This is a genomic window from Brevundimonas sp. NIBR10 (assembly GCF_027912515.1).
Taxonomy (GTDB): Bacteria; Pseudomonadota; Alphaproteobacteria; order Caulobacterales; family Caulobacteraceae; genus Brevundimonas.
The window spans coordinates 3,077,501-3,092,503 of record NZ_CP115464.1; the positions used below are offsets into that span (position 1 = coordinate 3,077,501).

Consider the following 15,003-nt stretch of genomic DNA (forward strand, 5'->3'; position numbering starts at 1 on the left):
CGGCGAACGGTGCGCAAGGTTTCGCACCCCTGCAAACGGGCCAGCTGGAACGTCTCATGCACAAGGGCGTCTGCAATCGGCTGCGGGTTCATCAGGTCAAAGGCCACGAGTCGGAGAATCTCCAGGCTGGGGCCTGCCCCCGGCACCGCGAGAATGCGATACAGAATCAGGCCGCAAACTCGCCCCATAGAGTTCCGTGCGAGAAGAGCGCCACCCTGGATCGCGTCTCCGGAAAGCGCCTCAAGCTCTTCGTGCCACGCCGCCTCGTCGAACGGCGCGTGACCCAGCCGGGCCAGAACGAGTCCATCGTCAAACTCATTCGGCTCAAGGGGCTTTACGACAATGGCCATCTGCCGATTTTTGGCCCAGACTCATGTCGCCGCATTGATCTCGCTCAAACACCAAAGCCCTAGGCATTCGCCTACCCGTTCGACGACAAGGAGGACCTGAGCATGCTGGAGCTGAAGTCCCTTCCCGCCGACTGCGCCGATCGTCGGCGAAGCAATGCCTGCGACACCTGTGGCGCCCGACCCCTGAGCGTCTGTGCCAGCATCAACGATACCGATCTCAGCCGTCTCGATGCTCTGGCCGAGCACCTGGCGTTGAACGTCGGGGACACCCTGATCCGTGCCGACGAACCGGCACGGCACGTGTTCAACATCACCTCGGGTTCGGTCAGGGTGTACAGATTGTTGTCCGATGGACGGCGCCAGATCACAGGCTTCCTGTTTGCCGGCGACTTTCTGGGCCTGGCCACAGGCGAGACCTATGTGTTCTCGGCTGAGGCGATCGAGCCGGTTACCGCCTGCCGCTTTCGCAAGACAGATTACCGTACGCTGATCCGTGAGACACCGACGCTGGAGGCGGCCCTGCTTGACAGAGCCAATCATGAGCTCGCGGCGGCGCAGAACCAGATGCTGTTGCTGGGTCGCAAGACGGCCCTCGAACGCGTTTCGACCATCCTGCTGGAAATGCCGGCCCATGACCCTGCAAGACCGGGTCCGTCGGGCCACGTTCACCTTCCGATGACGCGCGCCGAAATCGCGGACTATCTCGGATTGACAATCGAGACCGTCAGCCGGGTCTTCACCCGGTTGAAGACCCAGGGCGTGATCCGGCTGGTATCGCTGACCGAGGCCCGCATCGAACAACCGGACGTACTTCGCGCCCTGGCTGACGGAGACGCCTGACAGGCGTGGATTGACCAAGGTCAAAGACGACCCATGTCGGCGACGTTAGTCGCGACATGATGTCGGTCGCGGGGATCGGCGCTACGGAGCCCGACCATGACCCTGGCGAACGCCGCCTGTGCCCAGACCCACCGCCATCTGCGGTCCACCGCCCTGATCGAACGCTACGACGCCAACCTGCCTCGCTACACCAGCTATCCCACGGCGGCGCAGTTCACCGCCCAGACAGACGCCGCCGACTGGGCGGACTGGCTGGCCCGGACTACCGCAGATGATGCGGCCTCGCTCTATGTTCACATCCCCTTTTGCCGGACGCTCTGCTTGTATTGCGCGTGCAATACGCGCGCGGTGAACCGGGCGGAGACGATCCGAAGCTACATTGATCTGCTTCTCGCGGAGGCGGGTCTGACGGCGGCGGCGCTGGGTCGACGTCAACGGGTGTCACGCCTGCATCTGGGTGGAGGTACGCCCAACATGGTGGCCCCCGATGATCTGGATAGGCTGTTCAACGGCCTGCGAGAAACCTTCGACCTTGTTCACCATGCCGAGATCGCAGCCGAACTCGATCCCTCAAGCCTGACCCGAAACTGGGTCCGCGCCGCTGCCCGAAACGGCCTGAACCGCGCCAGCCTCGGGGTTCAGGATCTGTCGCCGAGGGTACAACGGGCGATCAATCGAATCGAACCTTTTGAAACCGTTGTCCGTGCCGCCGACTGGTTGTGGGACGCAGGCGTAGGTTCGCTCAACCTCGACCTGATGTACGGGCTTCCGCTGCAGACGCGGGACGACTTGCTGGCCACCCTGGACCAGGTGACGACGCTGAGGCCAGCGCGCATCGCCCTGTTCGGTTACGCCCATGTGCCGTGGATGAAACCCCATCAGAAACTCATCAACGACGCCGACCTTCCAGGCCGCTCCGAGCGGTTCGCCCAGAGCCAGGCCGCCGCGACCTATCTGATCGATGCGGGCTATCAGGCCGTGGGCCTCGACCATTTCGCCTTACCCACCGACAGCCTCGCGATCGCCGCACGAACGGGGCGGCTGCATCGGAACTTTCAGGGTTATACGGACGATGACGCCTCGACCCTCATCGGTCTTGGTGCCTCGTCGATTGGACGCACGGCGCAGGGTTATGTTCAGAACCATGCCATCGAGCGGGACTGGCGTGCCGCTGTGTCTGCCGGGACGCTCCCGATCGCGCGGGGATTGACTCTGACGTCCGATGACCGGCGACGCGCCGAGGTCATCGAACGGCTGATGTGCGACCTCTCGGTCAGTCTTCCCGAGATCGAAGGTATCCATGGCCCGGCTCCGGACAGGTTCTCCGCCGCCCTTGCCAGGTTGGTGCCACTGATCGGTGACGGCCTCGTGGTCTGCGATGACCGCCTGATCTCGGTGACGGACCTTGGCCGGCCGTTCGTGCGTCTTGTCTGTGCCGCCTTTGACACGTCATTGGCATCCGTCACCGGGCGACACGGTCGGATGATCTGACCTTTGCGATGGATCAAGGCAACCGGCGGCACGCAAGATCACACCGTGCCCGACGCCTCCAACCGGACGCATTCCGCGACCGGGCCGCGTCGTGGATCTCAAGATGCGCTCGTACAACTCCCTCAGGATCGCCGCCCTCGGAGGCGGCATCGCCCTCGCCCTGCTTGCTGCTGTTCCAGCTTCCGCACAGGACTGGCAGGTCGCCCAAAAGGGCGACTGGATCGTCACGGGTCGGATTACCGATGTAGCCTCCGGTGCCGACGACGCCATCACCACAGCCTCCGGAACCGGGACAGGCCTGCACGTGGACGTCGGCTATGACGTCATGCCCACCCTCGGCTTTACCTATTTCCTGACTGACAATATCTCGATCGAGGCGATCCTTGGCGCAACACAACACGAGATCCGGGCCCAGGGCGGCACGACGAATGTCGCGGTTCACGAGACCTGGGTGCTGCCGCCCGTCGTCACGCTGCAGTATCGACCAGTCCCCGAAGCGCGCGTCAGTCCCTATGTCGGCGCAGGGCTCAACTACATGCTGTTCTTCAGCGGTGAGGACAAGAACGGCTTCGACGTAAAACTGGACGACGGCGTCGGCTATGCTTTGCAGGCGGGCGCGGACATTGCCGTGTCGGGCCCGTGGACAGTCAACCTGGACGTCAAGAAGGTCTGGTTCAATACCGACGCCAGCATCAATGGCGGCACGCTGAAGAGCGACGTGAACCTTGATCCCTGGGTCATCTCCCTCGGTATCGGCCGCAAGTTCTGATCGCATGCGCGACGGCCGTCCCGGACGGCCGTCGTTGCTTCCGCCATCAAGCCGCCGCCGGCATCCGGGCGATGTGGCAGTGGGTCCAGAGCTTGTCCATGGCGCTGACCAGGGCGTCCATCATGCCGTCGTCGTGGTTCGGCGAGGGGGTGAAGCGCAGGCGTTCGGTGCCTTTGGGGACGGTCGGATAGTTGATCGGCTGGACATAGACGCCGAACTCTTCGAGCAGCATGTCCGAGATCATCTTGGTGTGAACCGGGTCGCCGACGAAGACCGGGACGATGTGGCTTTCGCTCGGCATGACCGGGATGCCGGCGGCGGCGAAGCGGTCCTTGAGCGTCTGGGCGCGCTCCTGATGGGCGACGCGCAGTTCGGGGTGGGCCTTCAGGTGACGCACCGAGGCCAGGGCCCCGGCGGTCAGGGCGGGCGGCAGGGACGTCGTGAAGATGAAGCCGGAGGCCCACGACCGCACAGCGTCGATGATCACGGCATCGGCGGCGATGTATCCGCCCATGACCCCGATGGCCTTGCCCAGGGTGCATTCGACGATGTCGATGCCGTCGAGCACCCCGTCGCGTTCGGCGACGCCCGCGCCGGTCGCGCCGTACAGGCCGACCGCATGGACCTCGTCGAGATAGGTCATGGCACCGTACTTTTTCGCCAGCGCGATCGTGCCCTTCAGGTCGGCGATGTCGCCGTCCATCGAATAGACGCTCTCGAAGGCGATCAGCTTGGGCGCATCGGCGGGGGCCGAGGCCAGCAGGCTTTCGAGGTGTTCGAGGTCGTTGTGCAGGAAGACGTGGCGTTCGCCGCCGCCATTCCTGATGCCGGCGATCATAGAGGCGTGGTTCAGCGAATCGGAGAAGGTGATCAGGCCCGGCAGGATGCGTTGCAGGGTCGTCAGCGTCGCCTCGTTGGCCACATAGCCCGAGGTCATCAGCAGGGCGGCTTCCTTCTGGTGCCAGCTGGCCAGCTCGGCTTCCAGATCGACGGCCGAACGCGTGGTGCCCGAGATGTTGCGCGTGCCGCCGGCACCGGCACCCACGGCGTCGATCTCGGCCTGCATGGCCTCGAGCACCGCCGGATGCTGGCCCATGCCGAGATAGTCGTTCGAGCACCAGATGACGACGTCCTGCTCGGTCCCGTCGTCACGGCGGAGCACGGCCCTGGGGAACTGACCACGAACGCGCTTCAGATCGGCGAAGACGCGGTATCGCCCCTCGCCCTTGACCTGGTCGACTGCGGATTCGAATGCGGCCTTGTAGTCGAAAAGGCTGTTCGCGGTGGAGATCATGCTGCAACACCGCTCCGACGACCCGCTCGCAGGAGATCGAAGCTCGCCCCGCCGGCGATCGCGGCGACGGCCAGCGCCGCCAGGGCCGCGAAACAGGCACTGCAGTGACCCGTACCGGGTCCGCAAAGGCTGGCCTTGAACGCCATGTGATCAAGGGCACAGAGGCCCAGAACCACGGCGAGGGCCGCCGAGGACGCCGCGATAACGAGCAACCCTCCCACAAGAATTCGGCGCTCTTGATCTGTGATGTCTGGCATTTCGGGTCTCCGCCGATCATCACACCCTGAACGCCGCCACCACGCTTTGCGCTAGATCAAAGCCGGTCCTGCTGCGTTGCGTCAAACCCCCCCGAGACAAGGGGGCGTGAATGCCGAATCGAACACAGACCGACGAACTCGACACCGGGACCATTCCGCTTTTCGTGACCCTGGGGGTGCTGACACTCGTCGCCCTTCTGGCAGCGGCGGCCACCGATGACCCGGCATTCCGCTTCCACGGCTATATCCTGCTGGCTGCCGGGGTGTTGTCGCTCGCGGCTATGACCCTCGGGATCAACAATGGGCGGTTCCGGGCAAATCCGGCGCGATATTCGGACGGCGTCATTCGCGCCGGGGTGATCGCCACCATGTTCTGGGGCGTCGTGGGCATGCTGGTGGGGGTACTCATCGCCTCCCAGCTGTCGTGGCCGGAGCTATTCTATTTCCCGGAGGCCGGATGGTTGAATTTTGGTCGTCTGCGCCCCCTGCACACCTCCGGGGTCATCTTCGCCTTCGGTGGCAACGCCCTGATCTGCACCTCCTTCTGGGTCGTTCAGCGGACCTGCCGGGCACGGCTGGCGGGCGGTATGTGGCCCTGGTTCGTCTTCTGGGGCTACCAGCTGTTTATCGTCCTGGCGGCGACCGGCTATCTGGCCGGCATCACCCAGTCGCGCGAATACGCCGAGCCTGAATGGTACGTCGACCTGTGGCTGACCATCGTCTGGGTCGCCTACCTGCTGGTGTTCCTCGGCACGATCTGGAAGCGCAGAGAGCCGCACATCTATGTGGCCAACTGGTTCTACCTGGCCTTCATCGTCACCGTCGCCCTGCTGCACCTGGTGAACAACGCCGCCGTTCCGGTGGGGCTGCTCGAGGCGCGCAGCTATTCGGCCTTCGGTGGCGTGCAGGATGCCCTGGTCCAGTGGTGGTACGGCCACAACGCCGTGGGATTCTTCCTGACGGCCGGCTTCCTGGCCATGATGTATTATTTCGTGCCTAAACGGGTCGATCGGCCGGTCTATTCGTACCGACTGTCGATCGTGCACTTCTGGTCCCTGATCTTCATCTACATCTGGGCCGGCCCTCACCACCTGCACTACACGGCCCTGCCGCAGTGGGCGCAGACCCTGGGCATGACCTTCTCGATCATGCTGTGGATGCCGTCCTGGGGCGGGATGATCAACGGCCTGATGACCCTGTCGGGCGCCTGGGACAAGCTTCGCACCGATCCTGTGGTCCGGATGATGGTCGTGGCCATCGCCTTCTATGGCATGTCGACCTTCGAGGGGCCGCTGATGGCGATCCGCACGGTCAACGCCCTGTCGCACTACACCGACTGGACCATCGGTCACGTCCACTCCGGAGCGCTGGGCTGGGTCGGCTTCATCAGCTTCGGGGCGATCTACTGTCTGGTGCCCTGGTTGTGGAAGAAGGAGCGGCTGTATTCTAACGCCCTGGTCGAGTGGCATTTCTGGATCGCGACCACCGGTATCGTTCTCTACATCACCGCAATGTGGGTCTCCGGCATCATGGAGGGCCTGATGTGGCGGGAGTACACGCCGGACGGGTATCTCGCCAACAGCTTCATCGAGACTGTCGCCGCCAAACACATCGAGAATGTCATCCGCGCTGTCGGCGGCCTGATGTACCTGAGCGGCACGCTCATCATGTCCTACAACCTGTGGCGAACGATCCGCATGCCGTCCTCGACATCCGTCGAGAGCGTCCAGGCGACGACAATCGCGCCGCAACTGCTGCCGGCCGAGTGAGGATCGCCATGTGGAAGAAACACGGACCGCTTGAGCGGCACTCCCTGTTGCTGATGATCGGCATCGTCATCGTCGTCTCCATCGGCGGCATCGTCGAGATCGCGCCCCTGTTCTGGGTCGAGAGCACGATCGAAAAGGTCGAAGGCGTTCGCCCCTACACGCCGCTCGAGCTCGCCGGTCGCGACGTCTATATCTCCGAGGGTTGCTACAGCTGCCATTCGCAGATGATCCGGCCCCTGCGCGATGAGGTCGAACGCTATGGGCATTACAGCCTGGCCGCCGAGAGCATGTATGACCATCCGTTCCAGTGGGGGTCCAAACGGACGGGGCCGGACCTGGCCCGCGTCGGCGGCAAATACTCCAACGAGTGGCACCGCGAGCATCTGAGCGACCCACGGGCCGTCGTGCCCGAGTCGAACATGCCTCCCTACCTGTTCCTGGCTGATCAGGACCTGGATCTGCATGCCATCCGCGCCAAGCTGGCGACCATGCGAACAGTGGGCGTGCCCTACACCGATGATCAGATCGCGAACGCCGAAGCGGACGCACTGGCGCAGGTCGATCCCTATGCCAGCGAGACCTCGGCGCTTCGTGGTCGCTATGGCCCCCGCATCGTTCAAGGCGATTTCGACGGTGACCCGGCGCGTCTGACCAAGATGGACGCCCTGATCGCCTACCTTCAGCAACTCGGCACGATGGTGGATTTCCGAACCTTCCAGGCCGAAGACCCGGACAACATGCGATGAGCGGCCTCGACTACGAGACTGTGGCCCGCTTCGCCCAGCAAGGCGGTCTGATCTACTTCGGCGCGATCTTTTTCGCCGGGATCGGCTACGCCCTGTGGCCCCGTAACGGCGAGGCCTTCCGCCGCCTTGCCCAACTCCCGCTCGAGAAGGACGAGGACGACCATGTCTGAACGCGAGCGCGACGAACATTCCGGCGTGGATACGACCGGGCATGAATGGGACGGCATCAAGGAGCTGGACAGTCCCCTGCCCCGCTGGTGGCCCTGGGTCTTCTATGCCTGCATCGCCTTCTCGATCGTTTACTGGGTCCTGATGCCGGCATGGCCGGGGATCAGCGGCTACACGCCCGGAATTCTGAAGCAGTCCGACAGGGCCGCTGTGGCCCAGGACCTGAACGCCCTTCACGTGCAGCGGGGCCAGGGCGACGCGATGCTCGCTTCGGCGTCCCTGCAGCAGATCGAGGCGGATCCCGAACTCCAGGCCCATGCCCTGGCCGTCGGTCAGTCCGTGTTCGGCGACAACTGCGCCAGTTGCCACGGTGCCGGCGGCGGCGGGGTGAAGGGCTATCCCAATCTGCGCGACGACGTCTGGCTTTGGGGCGGTTCGCTCGAGGAGATCGAGCACACCCTCCGGGTCGGTGTCCGGTCCGGGCATGTCAATACCAGGACATCCCAGATGCCGGCCTTCGGACGTGACGGACTGCTTCAGCCGGCCCAGATCGCCGACCTGACCGAATATGTCGTCAACCTCTCGGGTCGCCCGGCCGACGCCCAGGCCGTCGCTCGCGCCACGACCCTGTTCGCCGACAACTGCGCCGCCTGCCACATGCCGACAGGCGTCGGGTCACGCGCCCTGGGCGCGCCGAACCTGACCGACCGCGAATGGCTGAACGGGTCGGATCGGACCGCGATCACCAGTCAGCTCCACAACGGCCGGAACGGGGTCATGCCGACCTGGGAAGGCCGCTTCTCGCCCGACGTGATCAAGGCTCTGGCGGTCTATGTCCACGTGAACGCCGGTGGGGGCGAACCCTCGGTCACGAAAGTCGAAGTCCCGACCCCATGACCGTCCTGATCGACCGGACCCGCCCGAAGACGCCGAACGCGGGTCCGGTTTCCGTCGCCGAACGCCAGCGTGAGAAGGCGCGGCCGACGGGGCTCTACAAGGCGCGGACGCCCATCTATCCCAAGCTGGTGCACGGTCCGTGGCGCTGGCTGAAATGGGCGCTGCTGATCGTCATGCTGGCAATCTACTACGTCACGCCGTGGATCCGCTGGGAGCGTCCGGGTGCCTTGCCGGATCAGGCCGTGCTGGTCGATTTCGACGGCGGGCGGTTCTATTTCTTCATGATCCAGCTGTGGCCCCAGGAGGTCTATTTCATCACCGGATTGCTGGTGATGTCGGCGCTGGCCCTGTTCCTGGTGACGGCCCTGTTCGGCAGACTTTGGTGCGGATATGCCTGTCCGCAAACGGTATGGACCGACCTTTACATCCACGTCGAGCGGTTGTTAGAGGGCGACCGCAACGCCCGCATGCGCCTCGACGCGGCGCCCATGTCTTTCGACAAGCTGTGGCGCAAGGCGGGCAAGCACGCGGTCTGGATCGGCATCGCCTTCGGCACCGGCGGGGCCTGGATCTTCTATTTCCATGATGCGCCGCAGCTGATCCGGACTTTCTGGGTCGGGACCGCGCCGTTGACCGCCTATGTGTCGTGCGCGATCCTGACCTTCACGACCTATGTCTTCGCCGGCCACATGCGCGAGCAGGTCTGCACCTACATGTGCCCCTGGCCCCGGATCCAGGGCGCCATGCTGGACGACCAGTCCTTCCAGGTCACCTATCGCTACGACCGTGGCGAACCGCGGGGTGCACACAAGAAGGCCGAGACCTGGGCTGGCAGAGGCGACTGCATCGACTGCAACCAGTGCGTGGTCGCCTGTCCGATGGGCATCGACATCCGCAAGGGCGCTCAGCTGGAATGCATCAACTGCGGCCTGTGCATCGATGCCTGCGATGAGATCATGGATCGGGTGGAGCGTCCACGCGGGTTGATCGCCTTTGACACGGACGCGGCCGTGGCGGCCCGGTGCGAGGGGCGCAAGCCGCAACATCGGCTTCTGCGTCCCCGGACCCTCTATTACGGCGGGGCCCTGGTGTTGATCGGCGGCCTGATGATCTGGGGTCTGAGCCGCCGCGAACAGATCGTCGTCCACGCTCTGCGCGACCGGAATCCGGCCTATGTCCGACTGCACGACGGGGCGGTTCGCAACGGCTATACGCTCAAGATCGCCAACCATGGCTTCGAGGCCGCAAGGGTGGAGATCCGCTATGCGGGGGTTCCCAATGCCGTTCTGAACCATCCCGGCCAGGCCGGCCAGGGCCCGCTCGTCGTCGATGTGGCTCCGAACCGCGTGACGCCGCTTCGGCTGTTCGTGACCGTGCCCGCCGGCGCGCCCGAAGAGGGGAGCCGGGACGCGACCTTCGCGGTAATCTCCGGCGATCGGACTCGCAGCGTTGAAACGGCCTTCGAATATGGGAGCCCCCCGCAATGACCGCGCCAGCCCCGGCCGATCGCCCACCGTTCGCCGTCAGGGGTTGGCACGTCGCCGCCGGCGTCGTCGCCTTCTTCGCCCTGGTGGTGGGCGTCGATACGAGCTTTCTCGTGATCGCCTACCGGACCCATCCGGGTCAGGTCGAGGCCAAGCCCTATGAGACCGGGCTGATCTACAATACCGAACTCGGGCGGCTGAGAGCCCAGGACGCCCTGGGCTGGCGCGCGGGCGTAAAGGCGACGCCAACCGGGCTCGAGGTCCTGCTGGAGGATCGGGACGGCGCCCCGCTGTCCGGCCTGAACGTCTCGGCGGTGCTCCAGCGCCCGGCCACGGAACAAGGTCGCGCCGAAGTCAGGCTGACCCAGACAGGGCCTGGACGATACAAGGCGGCGGGTCCGCGCTCCGGGGCCTGGGACGTGAGGATCAGCGCCCGGGACGGCGGCGAACGAGCGTTCATCGCCGAGCGGAGGCTGACATGGCCATGACCCTGGACACGGCGATCGGGCGCGACATGTCGGCCTTCGTCCGACGCCGGGACGACGGCCGCGCCAGTCTGGACCTCCTGGTCACTGGGGCGCGTTGCGCGGGCTGCATCTCGAAGATCGAGCGGGAGGTCTCGGCCCTGCCCGGCGTGCAGTCCGCTCGCCTCAATCTGTCGACCGGGCGGCTGGCGATCGAAGTGTCCGACAGGGCCATCGACCCCGACCGCGTGGTCCGGACCCTTGCCCAGCTGGGCTATCCCTCGACCCCCTATGATCCCGGGGTCGCCCTGGAACACCGCGATCGCGAGGGGCGCAAGCTGATCCTGGCCCTGGCCGTCGCCGGTTTCGGGGCAATGAACGCCATGATGTTCTCGGTTCCCCTGTGGGCCGGACTGTTTGACCAGGAGCTGGGCTCGGCGACGCGAACGATGATGATGTGGATGTCGGCGGCGGTCGGTGCCCCCTGCGCCATCTTCGCCGGAATGACCTTCTTCGAGTCGGCCTTGAGGTCGTTGCGCGCCGGCCGCGCGAACATGGACGTGCCGATCTCGGTCGGCGTCATCCTGACCCTGGCTATCAGCTTCTCGGAGACGATCCTGCATGGCCGCGTCGCCTATTTCGACGCGGCGGTCTCGCTGCTGTTTCTGCTGCTCATCGGGCGGTGGCTGGATCACCGGCTGAAGGCGAGCGCCCGCAGCGCGGCCGGCGATCTCCTGGCGCTCCAGGCCCCGAGCGTGTGCCTGGTCGACAGGTCCGGGCACGAGCGATCGGTCCCGCTCGGTGACATCGCTCCCGGCGACCGTATCCGGGTCCGACCGGGCGACCGGATTCCGGTCGACGCCATCCTGGAGGAGGGCGAAGCCCTGCTCGACAACAGTCTTCTGACCGGCGAAAGCGTGCCCGAGCGGATCGCGCCCGGACAGCTGTGCCGGGCCGGGGCGGTGAACCTGGCGGGCCTGCTGACCCTGAGGGCCCAGGCAGGATCGGAAGACTCGACCCTGGCCGAGATCGCCCGGCTGATCGAGGCCGGGGCTCAGTCCCGGTCCCGCTATGTACGCCTGGCCGACCGGGCGGCCGCCCTCTATGTGCCGGTCGTCCACGCCGCCGCCCTGCTGACCTTCGTCGGCGGCTGGGCGCTGGGACTGGAGCCGCGAGAGGCCCTGATCCGGGCCGTCGCGGTCCTGATCATCACCTGCCCCTGCGCCCTGGGACTGGCCGTCCCGGCGGTCCAGATCATGGCCTCTGCCCGGTTGTTTCGACGCGGGGTCCTGGTCAAGTCAGGTGCCGCACTGGAAAGATTGGCCGAGGTCGATCATGTCGTGTTCGACAAGACCGGTGTCCTCACCGAGGGCCGGCCGGTCTTGATTGGAACCCCCCGATCCACAGTGGCCATGGCGGCTCCGCTGGCCCGCGCCTCCAACCACCCGATGGCCCGGGCCGTGGCCCGCGCCGCAGGCGACGGCTCAATCGCCACGGACGTCGTCGAGCACGCTGGTCTGGGCGTCGCAGGGCTGATTGACGGCCGACCTGCGCGCCTGGGCCGCGCGGCGTTTGTCGGGGTCCCCACACTTCGCGCATCGGAAACGGAGTTGTGGTTCGGCTTCGAGGAAGGACCAAAAGTCCGCCTGCGTTTTTCGGATTCTCTCCGATCGGACGCAGCACAGACGATAGCCGCTCTGATGGCGCGAGGACTGACTGTCGAAATTCTCTCCGGTGATCAGGCGAGCGTGGTGGAGAACGTGGCTCGCCACCTGGGGATTTCGGCATGGCGGGCCGGTTTGTTGCCCGGGGAAAAGGCGGAGGCGATCGAGCGTCTCGCCGCCTCCGGGCGCAGGGTTTTGATGGTCGGCGACGGCCTGAACGACGCGGCCGCTCTGGCTCGGGCCCACGCTGCGATCGCACCGGGATCTGCGATCGAGGCCAGCCAGAACGCCGCCGATCTGGTTCTCACCCACGACAGGCTGATGGCGGTGGTCGACGCCATCGATGTCGCCCGCTCCGCCCATAGGCGGGCATTGGAGAACTTCGGCTTTGCCGCACTCTACAATCTCGTAGCGGCACCGGCAGCCATGTTCGGCTTGGTCAACCCGTTTGTCGCAGCCCTGGCCATGTCAGGGTCATCGCTTGTGGTCACCTTGAACGCACTCCGGCTGCGAGGTGCAGGATGAACATCCTTCTCCTGCTTGGCCCGTTTTCCGTCCTGCTGGGTCTCGTCGCGGTGGGTGCTTTCGTGTGGACACTTCGGTCGGGTCAGTACGACGACGTCCAGGGTGCGGCAGAACGAATCCTGATCGACGAGCCGGACCCGATCCCACCGCAGCCGACCTAGTCGCAAACACGTCCATTGGCTGAGTGCAGGGGCGAGAGATCGTGGCGTCGCTCGGCGGGCCCTGACAGGCAGCGGGGAAGCTCGTCTCATTGGTCATCCGCACACCGGCGGTGCGGAGGATCGACGGCGCGATCAATCGCGACGACCAATATAGGCATAGACACAAACGATTTTATCAATCAACCTTCCGGAGCAGTCGACGCTGAGCGACGCATGGGCGCACATGCCGGAGGATTCCAGACGTGACCGACATTCCCGCATCCGGCGCTCCCTCTAAGGGTTGGCGGCCATACCAGATCTACGTCGTCGTGCTGCTGCTGGCCGTGACGGTGTGCAACTATCTGGACCGCATCGTCCTCGGCGTGTTGCAGGAGCCGATCAAGATCGAGTTGGGCCTCTCGGATGCGCAACTGGGCCTTCTGACGGGCCCTGCCTTCGCTCTGTTCTATTCCCTTTCAGGCATCCCGGCGGCGCGGTTCGCCGAGCGGTTCAACCGGGCCGGCCTGCTGGCCCTGGCCATTGCCATCTGGTCAGGGATGACCGCCCTTTGCGGCGTGGCCCAGAACTTTGGCCAGTTGCTGCTTTACCGGATCGGCGTCGGTGCCGGCGAAGGGGGCTGCATCCCGATCAGTCACTCGGTGCTAGCCGACTATTTCACGCCACGTCAGCGCGGGTTGGTCATGTCGGTAGTCAGTTCGGCGCCGCCGCTGGCGACGATCCTGGCTCCCATGATCGGCGGCTTCGTGGCCGAGACCTGGGGCTGGCGCTCGGCCTTCCTGCTGCTCGGCCTGCCCGGCGTGGTGTTGAGCCTTCTGGTCTGGCTGACGCTGAAGGACCCTCGCAAGGCCACGCCCGCCAACACCGAGCGACGCCCGGCAACCTTCTGGACCGACTTCAAGTGGTTACTGAAGACGCCCGCCTTCGTTTTCGTCTTCATCGGCGGGGCGTTCGTCGGCATCGCCAACGCGGGTATCGCAGGCTTTACCGTGTCTTTTCTGCTCCGGACCCATGAATTCACCCTGTCGCAGGCCGGCGGCATCGTAGGCATGACCGGGATCGCCGGCCTGGTCGGAGCCATGCTGGGCGGTGTGCTGGCCGACAAGTTTTCCGACAGTCGCGGCCGCTCCTATGTGCTCGTCCCCGCCCTCGGGAGCGGCCTTGCCGCCATCGCCTATCTGGTTGCCTTCGGTACGCCGGACGCCCGTTGGGCCATGCCGTTCCTGTTGGCAGCGGCTGTGGCGTACAACATGAAAAACGGACCGCTGTATGCGGCCATCCAGAACATCGTCCCGTCGACGATGCGCGCAACCGGGACCGCCGTGTTCATGGTCGCTGCCACGGTGGTCGGCAGTACGGTTGGGCCGCTCCTGACCGGAGTCATCAGCGACGCGGTGGCGGGCCACAGGTTCGTGGGGGCCGGTGCCTTTACCGCCACCTGTCCCGGTGGCCGTGCACCTGAGGGCGCGCTGGAGGCCGTCGGCGCTGCCTGTGCCCAGGCGTCCGCCTCGGGCCTTCAAGTGGCCCTGCTGGTCATGTCTGCGATCTTCCTGATCTCGATGGTCTTCCTGGCCCTGGCCAGCCGCAGCATCCGTATCAACGAGCCCACGGTCGCCGCCTAGGGGTCCGTCGGGAAGGCCCCGCGATAGACCTTGTCCAGCAGCGACAGCAGGGTGCGGGCCTCGTCGTCGGTCAAGGCCGCCACCACGCCGCGTTCGTTGGCCACGGCCTCCTTCGCCATCCAGGCCAAGGACTCCTCGCCGGCCGGCGTGATGAACAGGTGATGCCGCCGACGATCGGCGACGTCACGGCGGCGTTCGGCCCATCCGCGCCGCTCCAGCTCGTCCAGCAGGGCCACGACAGTCGCCTTGTCCTGTCCCAGCTCGTCGGACAGCATCTTCTGCGACATGCCGGGATTGGCGGCCATCAGACCCAGGGCGGAAAAACCGCCAGGCCTCAGCGCCTGATCGCCTAGTCGCTCGCTGAACGACCGGGTCAGATGATTGTGGATCCGTCTCATGCGGAAGCCCAGCAGCGGAGTCAGGATGCCCAGAACGCGCGTGGCCGAGGTCGGCGTGTGATCGATCTCGGCGAGCATCGGTTTGGTCATGGGCACGGATCCTTGCA

Annotated in this window: 15 protein-coding genes (1 of these 15 running past the window's edge); 12 read left to right on the plus strand and 3 right to left on the minus strand. The window is 65.4% G+C overall.

Features of this window, described 5'->3' with window-relative positions:
* Positions 1-350, minus strand: the 5' portion of a protein-coding gene (locus tag O5K39_RS15100) for a hypothetical protein (protein WP_271144429.1). It extends 73 nt beyond the left edge of the window; only the first 350 of its 423 coding nucleotides appear in the window; it begins with the start codon at positions 348-350; the stop codon falls past the left edge of the window.
* A 102-nt stretch (positions 351-452) separates the two neighbouring features.
* Between O5K39_RS15100 and O5K39_RS15105 the strand changes: the two genes are divergently transcribed.
* The 3 genes from O5K39_RS15105 (at position 453) to O5K39_RS15115 (ending at position 3,450) form a co-directional block, all read left to right on the plus strand.
* Entirely contained in the window at positions 453-1,190 is a 738-nt protein-coding gene (locus O5K39_RS15105; RefSeq protein ID WP_271144430.1) for a cyclic nucleotide-binding domain-containing protein, read from the plus strand.
* Positions 1,191-1,286: 96 nt separating this feature from the next.
* Positions 1,287-2,681 carry an oxygen-independent coproporphyrinogen III oxidase gene (gene hemN / locus O5K39_RS15110; protein ID WP_271144431.1) on the plus strand — a complete coding sequence of 465 codons (1,395 nt, stop codon included), beginning with the start codon at positions 1,287-1,289 and terminating at the stop codon, positions 2,679-2,681.
* Positions 2,682-2,784: 103 nt separating this feature from the next.
* Positions 2,785-3,450: an OmpW family outer membrane protein gene (locus O5K39_RS15115; RefSeq protein ID WP_271147170.1), complete on the plus strand. Its 666-nt coding sequence runs from the start codon at positions 2,785-2,787 to the stop codon at positions 3,448-3,450.
* Positions 3,451-3,496: 46 nt separating this feature from the next.
* On the opposite strand, the gene hemA is transcribed toward O5K39_RS15115, so the two are convergent.
* The gene (hemA, locus tag O5K39_RS15120; RefSeq protein WP_271144432.1) at positions 3,497-4,744 is read right to left on the minus strand and encodes a 5-aminolevulinate synthase; all 1,248 of its coding nucleotides are present in this window, start codon (positions 4,742-4,744) and stop codon (positions 3,497-3,499) included.
* A 367-nt stretch (positions 4,745-5,111) separates the two neighbouring features.
* Here hemA and ccoN point away from each other — a divergent pair, with 367 nt between their 5' ends.
* The 9 genes from ccoN (at position 5,112) to O5K39_RS15165 (ending at position 14,498) form a co-directional block, all read left to right on the plus strand.
* Entirely contained in the window at positions 5,112-6,770 is a 1,659-nt protein-coding gene (ccoN, locus tag O5K39_RS15125) for a cytochrome-c oxidase, cbb3-type subunit I (protein ID WP_348637111.1), read from the plus strand.
* Between the two features lie 8 nt (positions 6,771-6,778).
* On the plus strand, positions 6,779-7,516 hold the full coding sequence (gene ccoO / locus O5K39_RS15130; protein WP_271144433.1) for a cytochrome-c oxidase, cbb3-type subunit II: 738 nt from the start codon (positions 6,779-6,781) through the stop codon (positions 7,514-7,516).
* Positions 7,513-7,686 (plus strand): cbb3-type cytochrome c oxidase subunit 3, encoded by a 174-nt coding sequence (locus tag O5K39_RS15135; protein WP_271144434.1) that lies wholly within the window; start codon positions 7,513-7,515, stop codon positions 7,684-7,686. The genes ccoO and O5K39_RS15135 overlap by 4 nt, the downstream gene beginning before the upstream one ends.
* On the plus strand, positions 7,679-8,581 hold the full coding sequence (gene ccoP / locus O5K39_RS15140) for a cytochrome-c oxidase, cbb3-type subunit III (protein WP_271144435.1): 903 nt from the start codon (positions 7,679-7,681) through the stop codon (positions 8,579-8,581). Before O5K39_RS15135 ends, ccoP begins: the two co-directional genes overlap by 8 nt.
* A complete protein-coding gene (gene ccoG / locus O5K39_RS15145) occupies positions 8,578-10,068 on the plus strand; it encodes a cytochrome c oxidase accessory protein CcoG (RefSeq protein ID WP_271144436.1) in 1,491 nt (496 codons plus the stop codon). Before ccoP ends, ccoG begins: the two co-directional genes overlap by 4 nt.
* Positions 10,065-10,553 carry a FixH family protein gene (locus O5K39_RS15150; RefSeq protein ID WP_271144437.1) on the plus strand — a complete coding sequence of 163 codons (489 nt, stop codon included), beginning with the start codon at positions 10,065-10,067 and terminating at the stop codon, positions 10,551-10,553. The genes ccoG and O5K39_RS15150 overlap by 4 nt, the downstream gene beginning before the upstream one ends.
* Entirely contained in the window at positions 10,550-12,718 is a 2,169-nt protein-coding gene (locus tag O5K39_RS15155; RefSeq protein WP_271147172.1) for a heavy metal translocating P-type ATPase, read from the plus strand. Before O5K39_RS15150 ends, O5K39_RS15155 begins: the two co-directional genes overlap by 4 nt.
* Positions 12,715-12,879: a cbb3-type cytochrome oxidase assembly protein CcoS gene (gene ccoS, locus O5K39_RS15160; RefSeq protein WP_271144438.1), complete on the plus strand. Its 165-nt coding sequence runs from the start codon at positions 12,715-12,717 to the stop codon at positions 12,877-12,879. The genes O5K39_RS15155 and ccoS overlap by 4 nt, the downstream gene beginning before the upstream one ends.
* Positions 12,880-13,121: 242 nt before the next feature.
* Positions 13,122-14,498 (plus strand): MFS transporter, encoded by a 1,377-nt coding sequence (locus tag O5K39_RS15165; protein WP_271144439.1) that lies wholly within the window; start codon positions 13,122-13,124, stop codon positions 14,496-14,498.
* On the opposite strand, the gene O5K39_RS15170 is transcribed toward O5K39_RS15165, so the two are convergent.
* Positions 14,495-14,986 carry a MarR family winged helix-turn-helix transcriptional regulator gene (locus O5K39_RS15170; RefSeq protein ID WP_271144440.1) on the minus strand — a complete coding sequence of 164 codons (492 nt, stop codon included), beginning with the start codon at positions 14,984-14,986 and terminating at the stop codon, positions 14,495-14,497. The two genes, O5K39_RS15165 and O5K39_RS15170, sit on opposite strands and share 4 nt — an antisense overlap.
* Between the last annotated feature and the right edge of the window lie 17 nt (positions 14,987-15,003).